At 47.7% G+C, this 20,563-nt stretch carries 12 protein-coding genes and 2 tRNA genes; 6 read left to right on the top strand and 8 right to left on the bottom strand.

Features of this window, described 5'->3' with window-relative positions:
* Positions 1 to 25: 25 nt before the first annotated feature.
* Positions 26 to 1,513: a hypothetical protein gene (locus tag DFR28_RS08125; protein ID WP_147250958.1), complete on the bottom strand. Its 1,488-nt coding sequence runs from the start codon at positions 1,511 to 1,513 to the stop codon at positions 26 to 28.
* A gap of 487 nt (positions 1,514 to 2,000) precedes the next feature.
* On the opposite strand from DFR28_RS08125, the gene DFR28_RS19655 reads away from it, so the two are divergent.
* Both DFR28_RS19655 and DFR28_RS08120 read left to right on the top strand, forming a co-directional pair.
* Complete coding sequence (locus tag DFR28_RS19655) at positions 2,001 to 2,147, top strand: hypothetical protein (protein WP_170132020.1); 147 nt, start codon at positions 2,001 to 2,003, stop codon at positions 2,145 to 2,147.
* A 375-nt stretch (positions 2,148 to 2,522) separates the two neighbouring features.
* Positions 2,523 to 3,224, top strand: coding sequence for a hypothetical protein (locus DFR28_RS08120; RefSeq protein WP_113953832.1), 702 nt, complete (start codon positions 2,523 to 2,525; stop codon positions 3,222 to 3,224).
* A gap of 470 nt (positions 3,225 to 3,694) precedes the next feature.
* Here the strand turns inward: DFR28_RS08120 and DFR28_RS08115 are convergent, their stop codons facing one another.
* From DFR28_RS08115 to DFR28_RS19650, 7 genes are all read right to left on the bottom strand, one after another.
* Positions 3,695 to 3,901 carry a hypothetical protein gene (locus DFR28_RS08115; RefSeq protein ID WP_147250957.1) on the bottom strand — a complete coding sequence of 69 codons (207 nt, stop codon included), beginning with the start codon at positions 3,899 to 3,901 and terminating at the stop codon, positions 3,695 to 3,697.
* A gap of 87 nt (positions 3,902 to 3,988) precedes the next feature.
* Entirely contained in the window at positions 3,989 to 4,192 is a 204-nt protein-coding gene (locus DFR28_RS08110) for a hypothetical protein (RefSeq protein WP_113953830.1), read from the bottom strand.
* Complete coding sequence (locus DFR28_RS08105) at positions 4,177 to 5,193, bottom strand: hypothetical protein (protein WP_147250956.1); 1,017 nt, start codon at positions 5,191 to 5,193, stop codon at positions 4,177 to 4,179. The genes DFR28_RS08110 and DFR28_RS08105 overlap by 16 nt, the downstream gene beginning before the upstream one ends.
* 406 nt (positions 5,194 to 5,599) lie before the next feature.
* Positions 5,600 to 6,796 carry an RtcB family protein gene (locus tag DFR28_RS08100; RefSeq protein WP_113953828.1) on the bottom strand — a complete coding sequence of 399 codons (1,197 nt, stop codon included), beginning with the start codon at positions 6,794 to 6,796 and terminating at the stop codon, positions 5,600 to 5,602.
* Between the two features lie 190 nt (positions 6,797 to 6,986).
* A complete protein-coding gene (locus tag DFR28_RS08095) occupies positions 6,987 to 8,123 on the bottom strand; it encodes a slipin family protein (RefSeq protein ID WP_113953827.1) in 1,137 nt (378 codons plus the stop codon).
* Positions 8,124 to 8,494: 371 nt separating this feature from the next.
* Positions 8,495 to 8,560: transfer RNA gene (locus DFR28_RS08090), tRNA-Asn, on the bottom strand.
* 4 nt (positions 8,561 to 8,564) lie between these two features.
* Positions 8,565 to 8,634: transfer RNA gene (locus DFR28_RS19650), tRNA-OTHER, on the bottom strand.
* Positions 8,635 to 9,615: 981 nt separating this feature from the next.
* Between DFR28_RS19650 and DFR28_RS08085 the strand changes: the two genes are divergently transcribed.
* The 4 genes from DFR28_RS08085 to DFR28_RS08070 all read left to right on the top strand — a co-directional run bounded on the left by DFR28_RS08085 (position 9,616) and on the right by DFR28_RS08070 (position 20,497).
* Positions 9,616 to 10,377, top strand: coding sequence for an oxygen-binding di-iron domain-containing protein (locus tag DFR28_RS08085; protein WP_113953826.1), 762 nt, complete (start codon positions 9,616 to 9,618; stop codon positions 10,375 to 10,377).
* A gap of 580 nt (positions 10,378 to 10,957) precedes the next feature.
* The gene (locus tag DFR28_RS08080; protein WP_113953825.1) at positions 10,958 to 17,305 is read left to right on the top strand and encodes an SdrD B-like domain-containing protein; all 6,348 of its coding nucleotides are present in this window, start codon (positions 10,958 to 10,960) and stop codon (positions 17,303 to 17,305) included.
* Between the two features lie 24 nt (positions 17,306 to 17,329).
* Positions 17,330 to 19,486 (top strand): C25 family cysteine peptidase, encoded by a 2,157-nt coding sequence (locus tag DFR28_RS08075; RefSeq protein ID WP_113953824.1) that lies wholly within the window; start codon positions 17,330 to 17,332, stop codon positions 19,484 to 19,486.
* Between the two features lie 471 nt (positions 19,487 to 19,957).
* The gene (locus tag DFR28_RS08070; RefSeq protein ID WP_147250955.1) at positions 19,958 to 20,497 is read left to right on the top strand and encodes a hypothetical protein; all 540 of its coding nucleotides are present in this window, start codon (positions 19,958 to 19,960) and stop codon (positions 20,495 to 20,497) included.
* Positions 20,498 to 20,563 lie beyond the last annotated feature (66 nt).

Here is a 20,563-nt window from a genome sequence, read left to right as displayed (position 1 = left end):
GGTTCCAGTCGTGCTTATCTTGCCCCTATAAACAGACTACTGCGACACGACCATTTTTAACTTTAATAGGCACACAAAGCTCATCATTTTCGACTTTAGGAACAAACACGGCATCACGATTTAGCGATAGGAAGAGTGAGTTTGAGATCGACGACCCTATGTCATAGCCAATGGTACTTTCCGATTCGGTGAAGAAGGTGTCGCTAATTGCGCTGGTTTTTTTATCATTAAACGAAGTCACAAATAGTTGTTGGACGAAACTAGGTAATAGAATTTTGTTGAACATTATATGTTTACCATCCCTGCTTACCAGAAAGTCATTGGTTGTATAATTAGCAGAGCTGACGCCACTTAATAACTCTGGCTCGCCACCGGCAATTGGTATCTGAAATACTTCAAATATATTCGAGGTGCTAGGTGTTGCTCGATAGACAACGTGGATACCGTCTGGGTGAAGAAAAGGTTGGCGAATACCTAAGGCGTTGGGTAATATCGGTGTGAATCGCACCAGCGCAGCGTCCTCAGCAAGGTCGGATCTAAATAAGTGCTGTTGATTATTTGATGTAGCGCTTTCATTTTTTCCGAGAAAAATGATGAATCGATCATCCAAAGTAAAGTGCGCTTCAGATATCTTGAAATCGGTAGTTGACCGCTTAACCACATGCAGTGGCGGTGTGCTTCCATCGATTGTGGCTATAAAAACATCTTCACTCTGAAAAAGTCCATAGCCAAACCCCAATAAAACTGAACGACCATCCGAGGAATACGTGCCGAAACTTTTTGCAGATGCGCCGTTCGTTCGTGTTGGATGCAAACGCACCTCTGAGCCGCCGCCGATTGGCACACTGACAAGATCAGTCTTAAAGCTCGGGTCTGTCTTCCTGTAGATAACTCGATCACTGTTCGGCGTTATCTCAAGGCCAAATAAAGACTGTCCGTTTATAAGATTTGAGTTCAGCTTAATTACTGTACCTCCTTGAATGGGGACGCTGTAAACTTCCCTTCTCTCGTCGACATCGATATCACCTTGAAAAACAACAAATTGGCTGTTGGGTGAAATCAAGAAATCCCTCACAGAGCGATTGCTCAGCAACAAGGGATTAAGTACGACGGACTCACCACCATTGATTGAGACGCTAAATAGTTGATCAGACGAGTCTGTAAGAAATTGAGTCCGATACACTACCAGATTCCCATTCGGGCTTATTTTGAAACCTGAAACCTGGTTACCTCCGTTTAAGGGTACATGCAGCTTGGTAGCTACTCTGTTATCTAAGCGAATACTAAATAGTTCATTCTGTCCGGTAGTGGCAGACTCCACCAATGCCACCAGATGTTTTCCGCTTTCCGTCATTTGGATTCTGTTGATGCTGCCATTTAACGACAGCTCAGGAAATATGTCCTGATACTCAGGAACTTCGGCGGCAGACGCTGAAAGGACTATTCCATGAATAACCAAAGTCGTGAAAAACAAAGACAAGGACCGACACAATTGACGTGAGAAATGAACCATATTAAACCTTCCGCTTTCTAGATTGTTCAACCAAAGTTGGCGAACACCGCTAATGACTGTGTGATGCCTGACGAGGAAACACACGTACTTCCCTATAAGTGTTTAGCGGAACAGGTATGGTTCAATTAAGTGAGTCTTTTTTAAAAATACGTGAACGGCTTTAGAAGGTTTTTCTGAGAATTAATTTCGTTCAAAGACTTACGCTGTACCTTGGGTGGCTGCGTTTGCTCTATCTGCGGTATATTTCTCTGAAATAACCATCAGTCAGCGCTATTTTTTATAGAAGTATCCAGACGCTTGAACGATGATTTGTTGTGTTGTGTTGTGTTGTGTTGTGTTGCGTTGTTCGATGCTAGTCCGCCACGATTGGTGATATCGATATAAGAAGAAAAGGGGGAGAGAAAAGGGGTCAGAGCCGAATTAACAATGACAGCCTGATAAGGTAAGCTACCCAGACAATTTGGATTGAATCGAAACGGAGTTCGATATGCCGTCGGTGGCGTTGCGGTTAGAGAACTATCGCGATTTGTTCTCCGAAACGATGGACGAAGCCGTACTCAACGATATCGGTGTGATGACTCAGAAAGGGTTGATATTCGGAACAAGCAAGGAGGGGCAGGTTTTTGATCTATGACTCCCTCGATCCTGACCCCCGTCCTTTCTTTTAGAGGAGTAGGGCGAGTATTCGCTACAGTTTTATGGAACGTTCTAATGATGGAGGACTTTTAGGCTGACCTGTTCTAGTGAGGGGTGTCCTTGTAATATGAGCCACGCCTAAGGCAATTTTACACAAGGCAGCGTAGGCGCCTCAAAACACGCTACTGCAAAACGGCATCTTGCAACCAATAATCTAACGTCAAATGGCAGTTGGGGCTAAAGATCTTTAACGGTCGGTTAGGTACGACTTAGACGCGCATCGTCACCCGAGGCTGACTACATAAAACAGATCATCCTCACTCGTTCTATTTACTAATTTCAAGTATAGTGACGCTCCATCAATGGAAGGTCAATGAATAATTATATGATTGATTGCTCGAATCTTGCACGCTCATCAACTGCACTGCTCATCGTTGTCTGCATGTTACTAGCCGCCTGTGGCTCCAACGCCGATAAAGATTTGCCAGATGCTTCGCTCGCCATCACTTTCCAAGGCTGTTCGATTGTCAGCGTATCGCCGGCCGTGGCAATGCCAGCAATCTCTGACGGCTCAGGTCTAGCGGCTAGAAAGCGCGCAAAAATGCTGCATGCAGCTGATTGTTTACCGGATATTGATACCCCATCTGACTGGTACGTTCCGTATCGTATGCAATTCGAGCAAATTTTCACCGAGAACTTAAAGGGGGCTAGCGGGTTTGCAGGCGGCGGCGCCCCAGGCAAGTGGAGCAGTGAGACCAACTTCTTAGTCGATTGGGACGCGCCGTCAAGAGAGGTCGACGTGTCGACTGAGGGCATGGGTAAAAATTGCGCGATCCTTTTGGATAAGCTTGATACAACTGCACTGGCTTGTATTACATCGATTGACGAAAGCGAAGGTAATCGTTTTCAAAACGCACTCCAAGGCTTCAAGGCTCAGTCGAAATTCACCCTCAAGGTAAAGGGTGAGTCCGACCTGAACGCACGTCTATTGGCACGTGATGTCATGTGTTTGCAGTATTGGCGCCAAGTGCAACATCAGCTCGAAGGTCGATTTAATCGCTGTGCAGTACAGTAAGATCGGTGTAAATATAAAGAAGTACTGTACCGCAGCTTAGGCTCGGACTACGCAGTCTCCAGCAACGAGAAGCTGCCCACGAGGGACTTACATGTTCGCCGACCAAATTTGGAAGGCTGACAAAGTCAAAAGATCGCCGATCATTTCTGCAAGCATATAAATAGTAAACGCACAGTAGGCCCGCGTTCTGTATTCTGCGTCTCACGGTGTGCGACCGAAGTGTAATGTACTAGTTTGGTTTGGTTGCACACATTGATTTGAGAGTTTTCGTACTCGTTTGGAGTTTGGTAATCTTATGTTGCGTGGAGTCTAGTGCCGTTATAGTAGCGGATGTATTGGTTAACGTCATTGATAGTTCCATCGCGAGTTAAATGGATAACATTGGCGAGCTATTCGTACTTCAAGCGGCCAAAGAATCGTTCTTCAACAGCATTGTCATAGTAATTGGCCCCATCCATAATTTATAAACATCACTTCCATTGGGTCCTCCCATAAATCTTCCAACAACGCACACCAAACTCACCACGCTCCAAATCATCCCAAGCAGTAGGCAAGTACTTAGGACTCCGACGCACCCGAACCTTAATCCGAACCCCCAACTCATCATCAAAAGCAGTATAAAACTGCCACATTTCATTCTTAGTACGCGGTTGTCTAAACCAAGTAACATATCTCATATCAGCCTCCATCAGCTAAAAGTAACTAATGGAAACCAAACCCTCGCAGTCTAAGTAATTCTCTAAATCTCATCATCTTACCCTCAGTTATTCATCATCATTTAGCTCAACCCGAACTTCACGCTCAAACGCCAAATCCTCCCGCCAATCCTCAGCCATCTCCCGAACTTTCGCCCGACTCCCCATCCGCTCAGCAGTCCGCCCACGCTCATGCACGCCGCCACGCCGAGACGCAGAAGCGCGCACCACATGGTTGCGCGGCACGATGGTATTTCCTACACGGCGTGACATGATGCACCTCCTACATTTGCATGACGAGATCCGGCGTCGCTGCGTTCCTCTGGACGACGGATAGTTTGACGCAACTCATCCAAACTCAACTGATAAAAATCAATATCCGGCTGCTTACGAATCAAACGCTGATAACACTTGGTCGCCAACAAAAACTCCGGTGCTGCCCACGTCTGTTTAAACGCAAACTTCTTCGGCAAATCAGAATACAACGAGCGGGGCGCGTGCCAGTCTCGATCCATATTTTTTACCTGCCAACCAGAACGAGCAGTGTGCATAAAGATGCGTTCTACACCGAGTTCGTTTTGGATGAATTCGATGGTTGCGCACAGAAGTGCTTCGGCCCATATCTCTCGGTAGCGTTGCATCCAATCGATGTACTTCAGGCGTTGCTGGCAGCGTTCGCAGCGGCAGCGCTTGTAGCGTTTCTCCCACCACATAAGGTATCTTGCGCCGTCGCTTTGTACTTCTTCGATTAGGGCTTCGTTGGTGTCAAAGTCTATGTCGATGCGTGACCACGCTAGGGTTTCGCGAAAGTTTGGATTGTCTTTCGGCAGTTGCACTGGGTGGCATGAGTCGGCGCCGTTCAGTGTTTCATTACCGCTGTCGTCAATATGCGCTTGGTATTGGCGCTGATGCTCAACCGGTAAGTTCAATTGCAGCACCAGGTTTTCACCATGGCGCGAAGTTTGAAACCAGCTGCGATCTCGTTCGCCGCCCCAACGGCTTACTGTGAGTAGGAAGGGTTGAGAGGGGTCTTGCCATACGTTATTCAGTTGATTTGCGTCGAGCACGCCATTGCCACAGTTGGCCACAATAGGTTTGACTGTTGGATGCTCTAACAAGCGCTTGAATCGTGTTTGTTTTAGTTGGTGAACGCTGGCTTGCTCAGGAAGCAATATCGATAAGAGTCTTGGGGCGTAGGCGCCTTTGAAGTATCGGTAGTGGGTTTTTCCTTTTGGTAAGCAGGTGATCACGTCTGTTAGTAGTTGAGTGTTCATTTTTTGTTTTTTGCCTGCTTGTTGGGCAGGGGTTATTTTGGTTTTGGTTTCAATTTTTGTTTTGGTGGTTGGTTGATCATTTCGTTTTTGCGTTTTGTTAGAGATTGTCGCTCGCCGCGACGGGCGTTCATTTTCAGATGCCCTTGGGGTGCTTTGCTCGTGCAAAGAAACGGAACCAAAGAAACACGCCCCTGTTGTAGTCGCCCTTCGGGTTCCCATAATTTAGTGTTCTTGAAAGGGCGGCTGCGGAACTCGCTTCGCTCAGACAGTCCTCGCCGACGACCCCCTTTCAAGAACACTAAATTATGGCGACCCCAAACGGGGAGTCTATAGACGGCTCGCTCTTTGAGCTGCGCCGTTGTTGTTCGTTAAGTGTCACGACCGAGTTTTGCTCGGCCGTGACGGTTTAGCCCTTGATGCAAACTACTTGCTTTAGGGTGTGTACTACATCTACTAGGTCGGTTTGGTTGGCCATTACTTTGTCGATGTCTTTGTAGGCTGCGGGTATTTCGTCGATGACGGATTTGTCTTTTTTGCATTCCACGTCGGCGGTTTGCGTTGCCAAATCTTGTTCGTTGAACAACCGTTTTGCCTTGCTGCGGCTCATCACTCGGCCAGCTCCGTGTGAACAAGAGCAGAAGGAGCTTTCGTTACCTTTGCCCCTTACGATGAACGATTTAGCGCCCATACTGCCGGGGATGATTCCTAACTCTCCTTCTCTTGCTCTAATCGCGCCTTTGCGGGTCACGAACACGGTTTCGCCAAAGTGATGCTCTTCTGACACGTAGTTGTGATGACAGTTAATTGCTTCTTTCGTTACTTTAAAATTCGGCAATCTTGCTTTTAGCACTTTGAGTACTAATCGCATCATCTCTCGGCGGTTGATCATGGCGTAGTCTTGCGCCCAGCCGACCGCCTCTATGTAGTCGTTAAAGTGGCTCGTACCTTCATTGAAGTAGGCTAGGTCGCGGTCGGGTAGGTTCATTTGAACCTTTTCCATGTCGCGCCGTGCCATCTCAATAAAATACTGACCAATCGCATTGCCAACACCGCGACTGCCGGAGTGCAGCATTACCCACACATCGTCGTTTTCGTCTAGACACAATTCGATGAAGTGGTTGCCTCCGCCTAAGGTCGCCAATTGGCGAATCCAGGTTTGGTATGGCTGTTTCTGTTTGCTTTTCAACTTTGGGTGTTTCTCCCAAATGTTAGATAAGCCGTTAGATAAAGCTCTGACCGTGGAGTCGGGTACTGCATCGTATTTGTGCATGTTGAAGCCAACGGGCACATCACGTTCTATGGCACTTCTTAATCCGCGTAAGTTATCGGGCAGTTGATCTGCTTTGATACTTAAACGAATTGCGTTCATGCCACAGCCTATGTCCACGCCCACTGCCGCAGGAATGATGGCGCCCTTGGTTGGAATAACTGAACCTACGGTAGCGCCAATCCCACAATGCACATCTGGCATGGCGGCGATATGGGAGTGAATAAATGGCATCTGCGACATATTCACGAGTTGTTGGTAGGCCGAGTGCTCAATATCGTCTGTATAGACTTTGACGGGAACATGGCCTTTGTTAATTGTTTGTAAAATGGGCATTTTGATTCTTTCCCGCGTGGCACTTTTGCCCTGATATTTCGTTGCAACAGTGCTCGGTTCGTTACGTACAATTTGTACGCGCCTCACCTGTGCCCTGTTGCGCCTTATCTCAGAACAAAATCGCTCACGCTCTTACCTTTTGTTGTGCTCCTCACTCCGGATTGAGTGAGGAGACTTTTCATTTATTGCATTAGACCTGCAACTTCACCGTGTCTCGAAGTAGGCCGTTAAGACCATCGAAAACGCTGATTTTGTCGACTTTCTCGACTACTTTTTCAAGCGTTTCCAGTTCCTTCAAGCGCAATAGCGTTGGGTTTGACTCCATCAGCTTAGCGGTGTTCAGCAATGATCGTGTGGCCGCAGTTTCTTCGCGTCGGCGAATAACGTTGGCCTGCGCCGCTTTTTCAGTTGCGACTACGTGGTTCAGAATTTCTTTCATCTCGCCAGGCAAGATGATGTCTTTCACACCGACGCTGGAGACTTTGATACCGTACTCAGCCATTTGCTTTACCACGGAGCGGAACAGTTCGCCGTTGAGCGCTTCTTTATCAGCCAACAGGCTGTCCAAAGTTTTGGTTCCGACCGCTTCACGCAAAGCGAATTGCAATTGACGGTACAAATAATCTTCATAGTCTTTCAACTGTAGACGCGCTCGCACGCCATCTGTCACTTGGTAGCTGGCCGACAAGTTAAGTCGTAGACTCACTTTGTCGCGTGTCAGAATCTCCTGACCGGCGATTTCCAAGTTTTGCAAACGGAGTTCCATTAGCTCGACCTTGATCGAACGGTTGGTTTTCCAGAATGCATGCAAACCAGCATCCAGCGTGTCGACTAGCTCACCGTCTACCCACAATAGGCCCAATTGCTTGGAGCCCACTTCGGCGGCGGTGACTTGGTTCAGCAATCCGGTAATACCGGAACGTCTTGCTAGAATGTTCGCTAGTGACTTGTCTACTCGATAGTCTTGTTTGGTGTCCACCAGTTTGATTTCCAAACCGGGGGCATGTTTCCAGAACACGTGACGAGTACCGCTAGTCAAAACTTGACGCAAAGCTTTACGTTGGTAGACCAACGCAAGCTCGGTTTCGCTAAGTTCAACCACGCTTAAATACTGCTGTATCAGTTGCAGATCATTCTCTGCAGTGGAGTCCAACAACTTATGTAACTCAGGGTTGCTGACTTCCGCGTTTTTTGTGTCCAGCACCTCGATGCGGGATCCGAAATTCCAACGCCAATAAATACCTGGCATCAAAATGTCATGAATTCGTTTGTCCTTGAGGACAAGACCGCGTTCATGCTGGGCGATTACGATTCTTGATAAGATCATGATCGGTTCCTCTCTCTTTTTTTGTATAGACATATTCGTCTACGGGTTATTGCAAAATTGCTAAGTCGTAGAAAGTTCCCACACACAGGCGACGGGCGGTTCATGTTGGCGGACTGCATCGCTGGACCAGGTTGGTAAAACTGCCTGTTTTGATACTGCTTCCAGATTTCTGATCTTGCAGTAACAAACCGTTGCCAGAGAGTTCATCTGCGTTGATAAACGGCACAAGTCTCTTGTGTGTTGCTGAGCATCTTGTTGCCTTTTAGAACTAGGCCGTTTCCAGCCTGGTTTATCGTGACATCCAAGATACTCAGCGCGGGAACTTCCCACTTGCTAAAACGCGCTTTCGCGCAATATCCAACGTGATAGGTTGGTAGGCGGGACTCGAACCCGCGACCGACGAATTAATAGTTCGCTGCTCTACCCACTGAGCTACTAGTGTTTGGATGGCAGGAATCGAACCTGCGTACATGAGATAAATCTCATTGCTAGACCGCTTAGCTACAACCAAGTTGGTGTTTGACGTGCCATTCATTTGAGGTATACCAAGACCGCACGCGGTTGGCACCAGGCTGGACTCTCGAGCCAGCATTCGTTTCAGACGAATGAACAATGTCGAACTTATGTTCAGCGTGAACGGTATGCCACGGTTGCATGAACCTAGGTGCCCCTTGAGGCGTATGCAATGGTGGGTTTTTATCGTACTCACTGATATCTCTTGTTCCCTGAGGTGTCGTATTTGTCGCTCCCAATACGAAAAAAACCTCGAGGTCATACGACCACCGAGGTTTCTGCAAATGCATTTCCAAGAAGGCCGCTTACGCAGCCTTCGAATATTTCGAGACTACGTTAACTAATCAAATTGTCTTGTGCGCCATACGCGATGGCGACCGCGCTGATGTTCTCCAGGCGCGAAAAATCCACACTCAAATGGGCAGCACTTGGCCGCACGCAGAGCGTTGGAAGGTTGAATATGTTTAACGTGTATTTCATGGGGGCGGGAATATACGCCGATAAAAAATGTTGTCAACACCTTTTTATCGGCATGTGAAATATAGAATCTACTTTAATAGGGCAGCTGGAGTGTGCTATTTCATTGCGGTTTTATCGTCGAGAACCTAGTTTTAGAATAGGTGAAATTCTAATTAATACAATTGGTTACGATTGTTTAGTCAATTGAAGTCGAGTATTGCTCTCAAAGCACTTTAGGCCGATGAGTTAGTGCTCTCAGCCTACAAATAAAAAATAGAAAATTTATCTAGGTTTGAGCGAAAGCTCAAAATGAAATTACTTGAGGGAAAAAGAGTTAGGGTTATTGGTTGATTTTTTATGGCTCGTTCAACAGGCTGATTGATGAGCGATGACGCTTACTTTTAACACCAGTTAGCTGTTAGTTAGTTTATGCTGGCATAAATTGACACAGATCAATTATCACTTACATCCGTTCACTAAAATAGCGCTCAAATAAATATAGCGAGCGGATAGCAAGCCGATGAGTATTAAGTTATTTGATAAAGATAACCACCTAAACATCGCTTTCACGGACTTGGTTAATGATCAGGCGAGTGTACAGTCGAATCAGTTTTTAATTGCGAATAATGGTCAAGCCGCGTTAATCGATCCAGGCGGTGAGTTAACTTACAGTGGGTTGTTTATGGAAATGAACAAGCATGTGAATAGTAAGGAGCTCGAATACGTACTTGCATCGCATCAAGACCCTGATATTGTTGCATCGATTAATCGTTGGATGAACGGTACCGATTGCAAGCTCGTGTGCCCGGAGATTTGGGAGCGATTTATTCCGCATTTCTCGCGCGCTGGCAAAATGCAAGATCGAATCATTTCCATACCAGATCGCGGCATGGACATACCGCTAGGTCGAACAGTTATTAAAGCGATTCCTGCTCACTTTCTGCACTCTGAGGGTAATTTTCAGTTTTATGATCCCATTAGCAAAGTGCTTTTTTCTGGGGATATGGGCGCTAACCTCACGCATGACAATTTGGATATGCCATTCAAGTCATTCGATGAAGCGATACCAAGCATGAAAGGATTTCATCAACGCTATATGAATAGCAATACAGTGTGTCGTTACTGGGCCAATATGGTGCGGTCGCTTGACGTGCAGTGGATGGTGCCACAGCATGGCCGATCTTTTAAAGGGCCGAAAATGGTCAATGCGTTTTTAGACTGGATAGAGGCTTTGCCGTGTGGTGTCGACCTTATGTCACAGAACGATTATAGGGTTTGCTAGCAATCAATCATCTAGCACTTGATTGTCGTGTGTGGGCATGTGCTCGAACGACGTTGAAATAAGCTCTATCGAATCGATTGTGGAAGGGCAAAGGACTGGCTGTGGGACGCGACCCTTAGTTAGAACGGCGCACTAGTATCGAGCCTAATTGGAACGATTAAAGTGTAAAACTTGACAATCATCTTGCATATATCTTTGCCAAATGTCTTTTTTTGTAAAATACAACCGATTGTATTGTTTTCAGCTTGCCATTTGGGACTTGATTAGTTAGTGTCAATAGTCTAGCAGGGGGATTGATCCGTGGGGGGTAATTACTGTTAGATTACATACGATAGCGCTATGCTGTTCTGACCTAATGTGTTACTACTTTAGGCAATCGAATTCAGTCAAAGAATTTGTTGTAGTTTGTGTGAGGGCTCACAAAATCGATTCGCTATCGACTGTTATGTACTCTAATTAGTTTACCCCGACCCACTACAATATGGTTGGCGCTGTCGTGGCCAATCATATTGTCAGTTCTCCCCCTGCCTTTTAAAAGGAGCGTTAACTAGCGCACAATTTTTCCCTGGGGGGATATTTGATGAAATTCAATCGTAAGTTTCGCGATTTGGTTGGGTGTATTTTCGGTTCGCTGGATGCAAAACACTCTGGGCTATTAGCCACGATCGGAATATTTTTACTATTCCCGACCTCTGGGTATGCACAAACATGTCCGGCTAATAGTTCTCCGGCGACTTTTTCTTGGTCGACCGGCGTGGGTACTGGCAATGAGTGGTTAGACACCAATAATACGGATGGCGCGAGCCAAAACTATACGGTCAACTATACGGACGGGCTTGGTAATCCGCAAAGTGTTGTCGTGACTGCAACCTTAATCGATCCTGATGGTCGAAATTTTGATTCAAATTTTACTTGTCCGGCTAATGTCATAGCGGCCGGTGGCAGTTGTGACATTGATCCACCGCCAGGTTTGGATATTACTACCGAAACAAATGGGGCTTTTGGTACCGGCTTTTTAACGGTTGGCATGGCTTCAAGCGACTCGACCGATGTGGTCGGCTTTGAATTTTCGTTTTCAGAACCAGGTTATGTTGTGGATTATCAGGTTGCCGATATAGACGATGTTGGTTACAACGCGCCAAGCAATACGCTTCCTGTGTCATCGTTCCAAGACGTGGTGCAAGTCAACGCAAGCCTAAGTGGCTCGAATGTGCCGATTACAATTTCAAACGCTGGCAGCAATGTGACAGTGGTAGGGCAGACATCCTCGGCAAACTATGTCACAGGCGTGTCCGGTGGTGTAGCGACAACTGATCCAGCAGGGCAGATTACGATTAGTGCGCCAAATTTGATTGATTCGTTAAGTGTGAGTTACTCAAATGGGCCAGATGATGCGGCAGCGGAAGCCAGTGGCGGCGAACCAGCACCGCACGGTGAAAGTGATGGTCATGCGATAAGGTTGGCTGGATTTACTTTTTGTGCGGTCGATGAACCCGAGCTCGAGATCACTAAAGTATCGAGTGCGGCCGGCGCCGCTGTGAGCCCTGGCGATACGCTTACCTACACCATTACCGTCACCAACACCGGTTCAGGCACTGCCAACGACGTTACATTAAGCGACTTATTGCCACCCGGTGTGACGTATGTGAACGCAACTGCGCAAAAAACTTATCCTGGGCTCGTTTCGGATAGTTTTAATCATATATTCGCGGCGAATCAAAACTTTGCATCCACGCTGACCCAAGCTTACAACACAACACCTGATTTGCCAGCAGACAGCTCTATAACGTCGTTCGCCTTCGCAAGTGCTGGCGGCACAACTGATTGGCGCAGTGACATAGGGCTTGATGTGTCGATAGCAAATGGCACGACATATGCCTTTGGCCCTGGAAGCTTTGGAGGCAATAACCAAGGTCCATGGAACGTAACTTTTGGCCCAAATGCGCAGACAGGTAACGCGGTAGGTAACTATTCGTTCGAATGGCGAGATACATACACTTTGTCTGGCGGCACGAACACCTCAGGCTCGCTTGATTTCACTGTTAACTACGAGTACTTAGGAACAATTAACGATGCTGCGAGTGCGCCACCAAATATGGTGACCGCAGGCGATGATATAGACTTGCCGCCAGGGGAGACATTGGTAGTCACTTTTGATGTAATTGTTGATGACCCTATTGCCGCCGGAATTACGGAGCTAGAAAACACGGCGTCGACCACGTCGGTAGAATTGCCCACACCGATTGAGGGTTCAGTGACCGACCAACTTGCCACGGGAGATGTGTCTGGCAATGTATCAGCCGATCAGAACTTCGATGGTGTTGGTGATGTTGATCTAGCTGGGGTAAGTATACTGTTGTACACCGACCCAAATGGTGACGGTGATCCTAGCGACGGAGTTTTAGCTTATACGGCTGTGACGGATATTAACGGAGACTTTCTATTTGAAGACGTCATAGTTGGCGATTACGTGATTGTCGAGGTCGACCCTGCGGGTTATTCATCGGTGAGTGATACGCAATCAGTAGACACCGATGCAGCGGGCAACGGCAATGCCAATGACAATCAGATTCCTGTGTCGGTGGCGGTTGACGAAGTCGACGCGAATAACAACTTTGTTGATGCTCAAACATCGAGTGTTGGCGGCAGTGTTTGGTTAGATCAAGACCGAGATGGGATCAACGATCTCGAAGAAGCCGAGCTGTCTGGTATTGTTGTTGAGTTATTGGATGACTTAGGCGGCGTGGCAGCGACCACCGTTACCGATGCGAATGGGGCGTATTCCTTCACGGATGTTCCGGTTGGCGACTATACGATTAACGTTGATGACACTACCTTACCAGCGGGTTTAATCAACACCTTTGGTGTTGGCGGTGTTGACCCTAAAGCGGTTTCTTTGGAACCCAACGATGCAGTTACTGGTATTGATTTTGGTTATGTTGCGCCGGCCAATACTGGCGCAATTGGCAACCTCGTTTGGGCTGATGCTGACGGCGATGGTATTCAAGATGCTGGTGAGGCTGGCATTGCTGGTGTGGTGGTTGAGCTGTATAACGCGTCAGGCATATTGCTAGACACTACGACCACCAGTGCTGATGGGTCATACTTGTTTACCAATGTGGCATTTGGCGACGACTACACTGTGCGCTTAAGCGCCACCGATCCCGAATTAGTTGGTTACACGCCAACGCTCGGTGCCCAAAGCGAAGGTGCTTATACCAGTTCGCCGATCACACTCAATATCGGTGTGTCGACCGTAACCGACGTGGACTTTGGTTTTGATAATCCTGCGCTCAATACGATTGAAGATACGGTGTGGATCGACACGAACCAAGACGGCATTAAAGACCCTGGCGAAGATGGTGTTGCTGGCGTGTCAATTAATCTTTACTTAGACAATGATTCAAATGGTATTCCGGATGACCTAAATGGCGATGGCCAGCCGGATGTGGTGTCGACTCAGCAGACTGATGAAAACGGCGATGTATCGTTTACTGGTTTGGAGGATGGTACCTATTTATTAGCGGTCAACGATACCGAGGGCCAATTAAACGGTTTTAATGGAACGACATCCGAAGCAGAGAATTTACTCTCTGATGCCGTAATCGTCGCTGGTGGCGTCACCGATAACCAAGATAGTTTCGGTTTTAACAATTCTGGTTCGATAAGCGGCGTAATTTATAGCGACGCAGACTCCAGCGCAGATCAAACTGATGGCGAGTTAGGCATTGGTGGTACGGTGGTAACGTTGCTGCAAGACACCGATGGCAACGGAAGTTACGAGACAACCGTGTCGGTAGTAAATTCTGGGTCTGATGGTAGCTATGCCTTTGATGGTCTGGTGCCTGGTGATTACCAAGTGCTTGTGACCGCCCCTGGCGGTGCGCAAACCGAAGATCCAGATGGTGCTGTTAACAACGCCACAGAGTTAACTCTGGAACTAGGCAGCAGCGCTAGCAACGTGGACTTTGGTTATGTTGATGCAACGCTGAACGATGTTTCTGGCACGGTGTTTGTGGATGCCGACAAAGATGGTGTAGAAGACCTTGGTGAGGTTGGCTTTGCGGACGTGACACTATCACTGCTAAGTGCCGAACTTGAAGTCATTGACGGCCAGCTTGATATCAACGGTGATGGTTTGATCGACGCCACTGATGATGGACTGTATCTTGGCTACAGCGTAATTGACGGTAATATCGACATCAATGGTGACGCGCTGATAGACGCGGCAGATACGGCCACGGTAAACGGCGTGGCGGTGATTGCTGGTCTCTTCGATATGAACGGCAACGGTAGTGTGGTTTTGCCCGATTTGGCGGATGATGACGGTGTGTTGCCGTCGGTAGTGCTAGCTACCACGGTGACGGATTCGAGTGGCGATTACAGCTTCTCGGGTGTAGCCGATGGTGACTATGTGGTAGCGGTAACAGACCAGGCATCGCTATTGTCTGGCTATGACTTAACCAGTGGTTTAGATGCGCTGTCGGTAAGTGTTGCCGGCGCCGATGTAAGTGATGTTGACTTCGGTTACATCAACGACGAAGTGACCGGCTCAATTTCTGGGGAATTGTTTGTGGACGCGGCAAATGCCGGCGGCACCACCAATGGTTTGGCTGATGATCCTGAGTTGAATTTGTCGGGTATGACAGTTTATCTGTGTACCAGCCCAATTGCTTCCCCTCCGTGTGATCCCACTGACCCCGAGTTTGTTGCTTCGACTCAAACTGACGCGAATGGCGAATATATATTCCCTGACCTGGTGGCTGGTGAATATCTGGTGGATGCAAACCCCGCTGATATTCCGGCAGGCCTAGATTTGACGGTTGACCCACAAGCCGTTCTATTATCAGAAGGTGAACGTGTGACTGAGGTGGATGTAGGTTACGAGCCGAGTGTCGGTGACGGTATTCTGTCAGGATTTATGTGGGTAGATGTCGACAACGATGGCGTTCACGATGCTGGCGAAGCGCCAATTGCTGGAGTGACTGTCAATATTTATGACTCATCTACTGCAACCGGAGCGAACCCACAGGGCGACATTATTCTAACCACTACCACCAACGCTGATGGGAGTTGGATTATTTCCGGTATCACCGGCGCTGATTTAATTGACGGGCTAATCGTTGGCTATGAGTCAGCTGATGTTGATGGCGCGGCGGGCGTTGACTTAAACGATACACAGCCGACCAATCTGTCGGTTGGATCATTTAATTACTTCCCAATCGATTTGGCGAGTGATTCGGATAACAATATTGGCAACCTTGACTTCGGTTTTAATCCTGAAGTTGGTAGCGATTTAGGTAGCATTGCCGGCACTATTTACTCCGATTCAAATGCAAATGGTGATTATCTCGCCGCTGACGACGGTGAGTTTCAAGGCGTTACGCTGAACTTGCTAGATAGCGGTGGAAATGTGGTGGCTACCACTAAAACCAATGCCAACGGATCCTACGTTTTCAATGGTTTGCCAGATGACAGCTATACGATTCAGGTCACGGATTTATCGAGCGTGACAAGCGGTTTGAATGCCCTTGAGGTGATTCCTACTCCAATCGTTATTGCTGGCGGTGCAGATATCGTTGGGCAAGACGCAGGGTATGTGTCGGACGTTAAATTAGGTTCTATAGGCAACCGGTTTTGGTTCGATGTTAATGCCGATGGCATTATCGATGACGATGAGCCGGGAATTTCGGGGGTTACTATTCAGTGTTGGTTAGACAGTGATTCCAGCGAGACGCCAAATGATCCAGGTCTGGTAACTAATGCGCCAGTGCCAGGTGTGGACAATTTGGTTCGAACGGTACGAACTAATCAGTATGGTGAATATTACTGCACCAGTTTGCCGAGCGGGCAATATATTGTTGTTGTGCTCGATGCGGTAGGTTATAGCGAAATTGGTGACGGAACCTTGGTGACCGGCGGGGTTGGTGACAATCTAGCTAAGCCTTGGACCTATGCTCTGACCACTAACTCGCCTAATTTGACCGCGGATTTCGGGGTCAATGGGTCGAACGAAATTAGCGGCACCATCGTGATAGAGGATATCTCTTTGGTCGAACCTGATGACAACGGCACACTAGAAGCGACGGAATTAGACGGTAGCCCTGGTGGTAATGCCGATGTGCCAGCCCAAGCGGTGGTTGTAGAGTTGTATGTGGAGCAGGGCGGTAGTTTTGTGAAGCTCTCGGAAACCACTACAGACGCCAATGGCGATTATAGTTTTGCAAATTTGCCGGACGGTAACTATCGAGTCGAAGTGGTTACCAGTGGCTCTGTGGTTGATGGTTACGGACAGACCGGTGACCCAGATCTAGCCGGTGAACCATTGCCAGAAGATCGCGTTTGTGATTCGCCGACTGCAGCGCTGTGTGACAACGCATCGCCGAGCTACTCGTTATCGGGTGGCGCAACGCAGTCAGCCATTGACTTCGCATATCAGCAACAGTTTGCAACGACGCCAGTAACCATCAATTATTTGAAAGCTGAGCGTCAAGGCGATTGGGTAGAAATTAGTTGGGAAACCAGTAACGAAGTAGGTCATGCGGGTTTCCAAATCTACTCTCGTGAGGCCGATCAATGGACTCTATTAACGCCTGAAATGATTGTTGGTCGCCCTGGTGAAGCCATGGAAACACGACAATACGTTCACCGAGTAAATACCGATGCTAAGTGGTTTTCATTGGTGGATATATCAAATGCCGAGGAAGTCACAGCACATGGTCCATTCAAGACTGATGCTTCTTATGGCGCAAATATGATTACCCCAGAAGAGTTCGATTGGTCACGGATTCGCCCGAAGGTGGAGGATGTTGACTCAGTACGTACTAACATTAATAGACGTTTGAACCAGCTACGATCATCCGGTGAGTACGATCTAGATCTGCCAGAAGCGGACGATACAGGCATTGAGTCTGAATCGAAAAACTAAACTAGCGACGATCGAGAAATAGCTATGAAAAATTTATTTATTAGGTTCTTTAGTGCACTCGCAGTTTGCGGTTTTGTAAACACGGCGGCTGCGTTCGAATTATTGACGTTGAGTACTACACAAGCTGGTATGCATCGCATTACCTACGAGCAGTTGGTCGACGCTGGAGCTGATCTGGCCGGTTTAAGGCACGACCGGTTTGGTTTGAGTCTGAATGGCGAGTGGGTTCAGTTAGCCACAGCGGGTAAAGGCGGTGGTCGCAATCGTCAGTTTGGAGGAGGCGGCTACATTGAATTTTATGCTGAACCCGCTGATAGTTTGTACCGTGACGAACAAGTGTATGTGCTACATATGCTGGCTAATCGTTCGCTAGCAAACCGTAAGTCAATACAAACATTTCATACCCGAGTTAATCGACGCTTGGAGTCTGCTTCAAGTTATCTACATACCGCGGTGATTGAGCGTAATGTTACTTATGATTTCTCCTCACCATCATCTACTGACCCTTATCACTTTGGTCAGACGTTTAGTTTTTTTGCCACGCCGAGTTACCAATTTGAGGTTGATAATCTTGCGGCAACGGTAGGTGATATTACGGTTGATATGTACGGATTGCTCGATTTTGCGATTGAAGGCAATGATCATCACTTTGAAATTGAAGTAAATGGCATAGTCGTTGGTGATCAGCAGTTTGATGGCAATTCGGCGACTCAGCTTGCGATTGACAATGCACCCTTACAGGCAGGTACGAATACACTTAAATATAATTATCGTGCGATTGCCGGCGTGCCGTTTGATCGGATTGCGCTGAACCAATTCAGCGTAAGCTATCGACGTTCTGCTGATGCCGAAGGTCAACGATATCTGGCTGGCTTTGTTGATGCCGAGCAACTCGAAGTATCTAACTTTGGTGAAGCTTCGGCTAATGTCTATCGGCGTTTGGACGATGGCCATATCGAAAAACTAAATAAGCGCGGAATCCGCTATCAAGATGACTCGGTGGTGTTTAATACCGGCGGTGTAGCCGCTGAGTATCTTGTAATTGGTGAATCCGCTTACCCGCAACCCACAGTGCAAGAGGTTCTCGAGCCAACGGACATTACTTCGGGTACCGCTGAATATCTGATTATTACGCATGCTAGTTTGCAAGGGGCAGCGCTCGACGAACTCGTTGCACTACGCGCACAAGACTACCTCGTTAAGGTCGTCGATGTGGCGGATATCTATGCTCAGTTCGGTCATCACATGTTTGGCGCGGAAGGGATCCAGTCGTACATTAAGCACGCAGCGACGCATATGGGCACGACGATGGTTGTGCTACTTGGCAGCGATACGCTGGACTACAAAAACATCACTTCGAGTTCAGTCAGTTTAGTACCTACGCGCTATGTGACTACGCCAGGTGGTGCGCTGACTATTACTCAAACTCCGTCTGATGTTGCCTACGGTGACCTCAATGAAGATGGCATACCCGAACTGGTGGTGGCGCGTATTTCCGCGAGAACACCGAGTGAGTTGGCCAATGTAGTGAGCAAGATCAAGGCCTATGAGAATCGCTCAGGGTATTTAGGTAGAACAGTGGTGGTGACCGATAAGAACGACCTTGGTAATGGCGTGTCGTTCTCTAAGGATGCCGACGACATGATCGCTGCGATTCCGAGCGAGTGGTCCGATGGAGTACGTGAAGACTTTCGCGTTTATCCTGATATCGATGGTCACCAGCAAGCGCATGACAAGCTACTAAGCCTCATCAACCAAGGCGTGTCGGTGGTGTCTTACATTGGGCACTCATCACAACAGAGCTGGGCATATACCACTCCTCCAATGTTGCGAGCATCGCAGGTGGCCGATCTAACGAACCTTAATAAGCCCACGGTGGTTACTCAGTGGGGCTGCTGGAACACGTATTTTGTGGATCCTCGAGGCAACACGATATCCGACATGTTGCTGCTGTCCGGTGAGAACGGGGCGGCTAGTGTTATGGGCGCATCGACATTGACTAGTTCTGTCGGTGAGCGCGCGTTAGGTATTGAGCTAAATAAGCGCATGTATCTTAAGGGTATGACTATCGGCGAGGCAATGATTCAGGCCAAGCAAGCATTGGCTCAGTATAGCGATTTTCCGGCGGTGCAACTTGGTTGGCATTTGCTTGGGGATCCCGCGCTCAAGATCAATCCTTAGTCTGGGAGTTTGCGTAGAGTATTTAGCGTAATCATCTTGGGGTATGAGGATTGGAACGAGTGTGGCTGGGTAGAGTCTGGCAGCCACGTCGTAAAGTAAAAAGAGGTTTTATCTGCCGCCTCAAACAGACTGATAACGGCAATGACGTCGTAATTCGGCTGAAGCGTGGGAAGGGGAGTTTTAAATTTGGGGCATGTATTTAGCGCTGTTTAGGTATGCGGTCAGTGTCGTGGCAATGGTTGCAGCGGCATCATAGCTAAGCAGCGTTGGTGGATTTTGTACAGTTTTACAGGGGATTTCAATGCTGGTGCTTTGGCTGTTTTTTGAGTCTAAGTTTCACTAGTTTGTTGTTGTTTGGATGTGTTCAGAATCAATAATATTGGCATTGTTACTACATGATGATGTCAATTCAATCAGTGGTTTATAGACACTATGGGCGGGGAACCACGCAAACTCTTATGGAGTACCACTATGTTAGTAAAAAACGTTTATTCAATTTTTGTGAAGTACACAGCAAGCGCACTACTCGCCGTCTTTGTATTGTCGAGTTCTCCGGTATTTGCGCAAGCGATACCAGTCTCGGAATCATTTTCAATCGGGGTAACTGATGCTACTGAGGTAACCGCGTCAAGTCGGTTTGAAATGACGGACGGAACCTTGTTGCCTACCGCTTTTTTAGCTGGTGGGTCGGTTATGGTGCACATCATAGTAGAAGATTTAATCGCCGCGACCACGTTATATGACGACACCATAATCGTGTCAGGCTTAGGTGGAGCAATAACCAGTCTTGTTTCTGGCACTCCGCTTACTGGTGAACTGACCACTAATCTTATCGGGCTCAATTCGCTCGAGATGGACTTTGTGTTCGATATTACATCTTTGGTTCCATCAGACACTACGCTTAAAGTCTACTATCGAGCTGATTATGTTGGACTACTAGGACGTGCTCGCAGATACGTGCATGAAGCGAACGCTGATGTGTATGCACGCGCGTTTGATGATTCGATTTAAAACTCGATGTAAGGTTCAATAGTTGTCATTCTAGGGCCAGCATGTTCTTGCTGGCCCTCATTTTTT

This window comes from Arenicella xantha (assembly GCF_003315245.1).
Classification (GTDB): Bacteria; Pseudomonadota; Gammaproteobacteria; order Arenicellales; family Arenicellaceae; genus Arenicella; species Arenicella xantha.
Note: the sequence above shows the minus strand (reverse complement) of the source record. Positions and strands in the feature narration are given on the sequence as shown.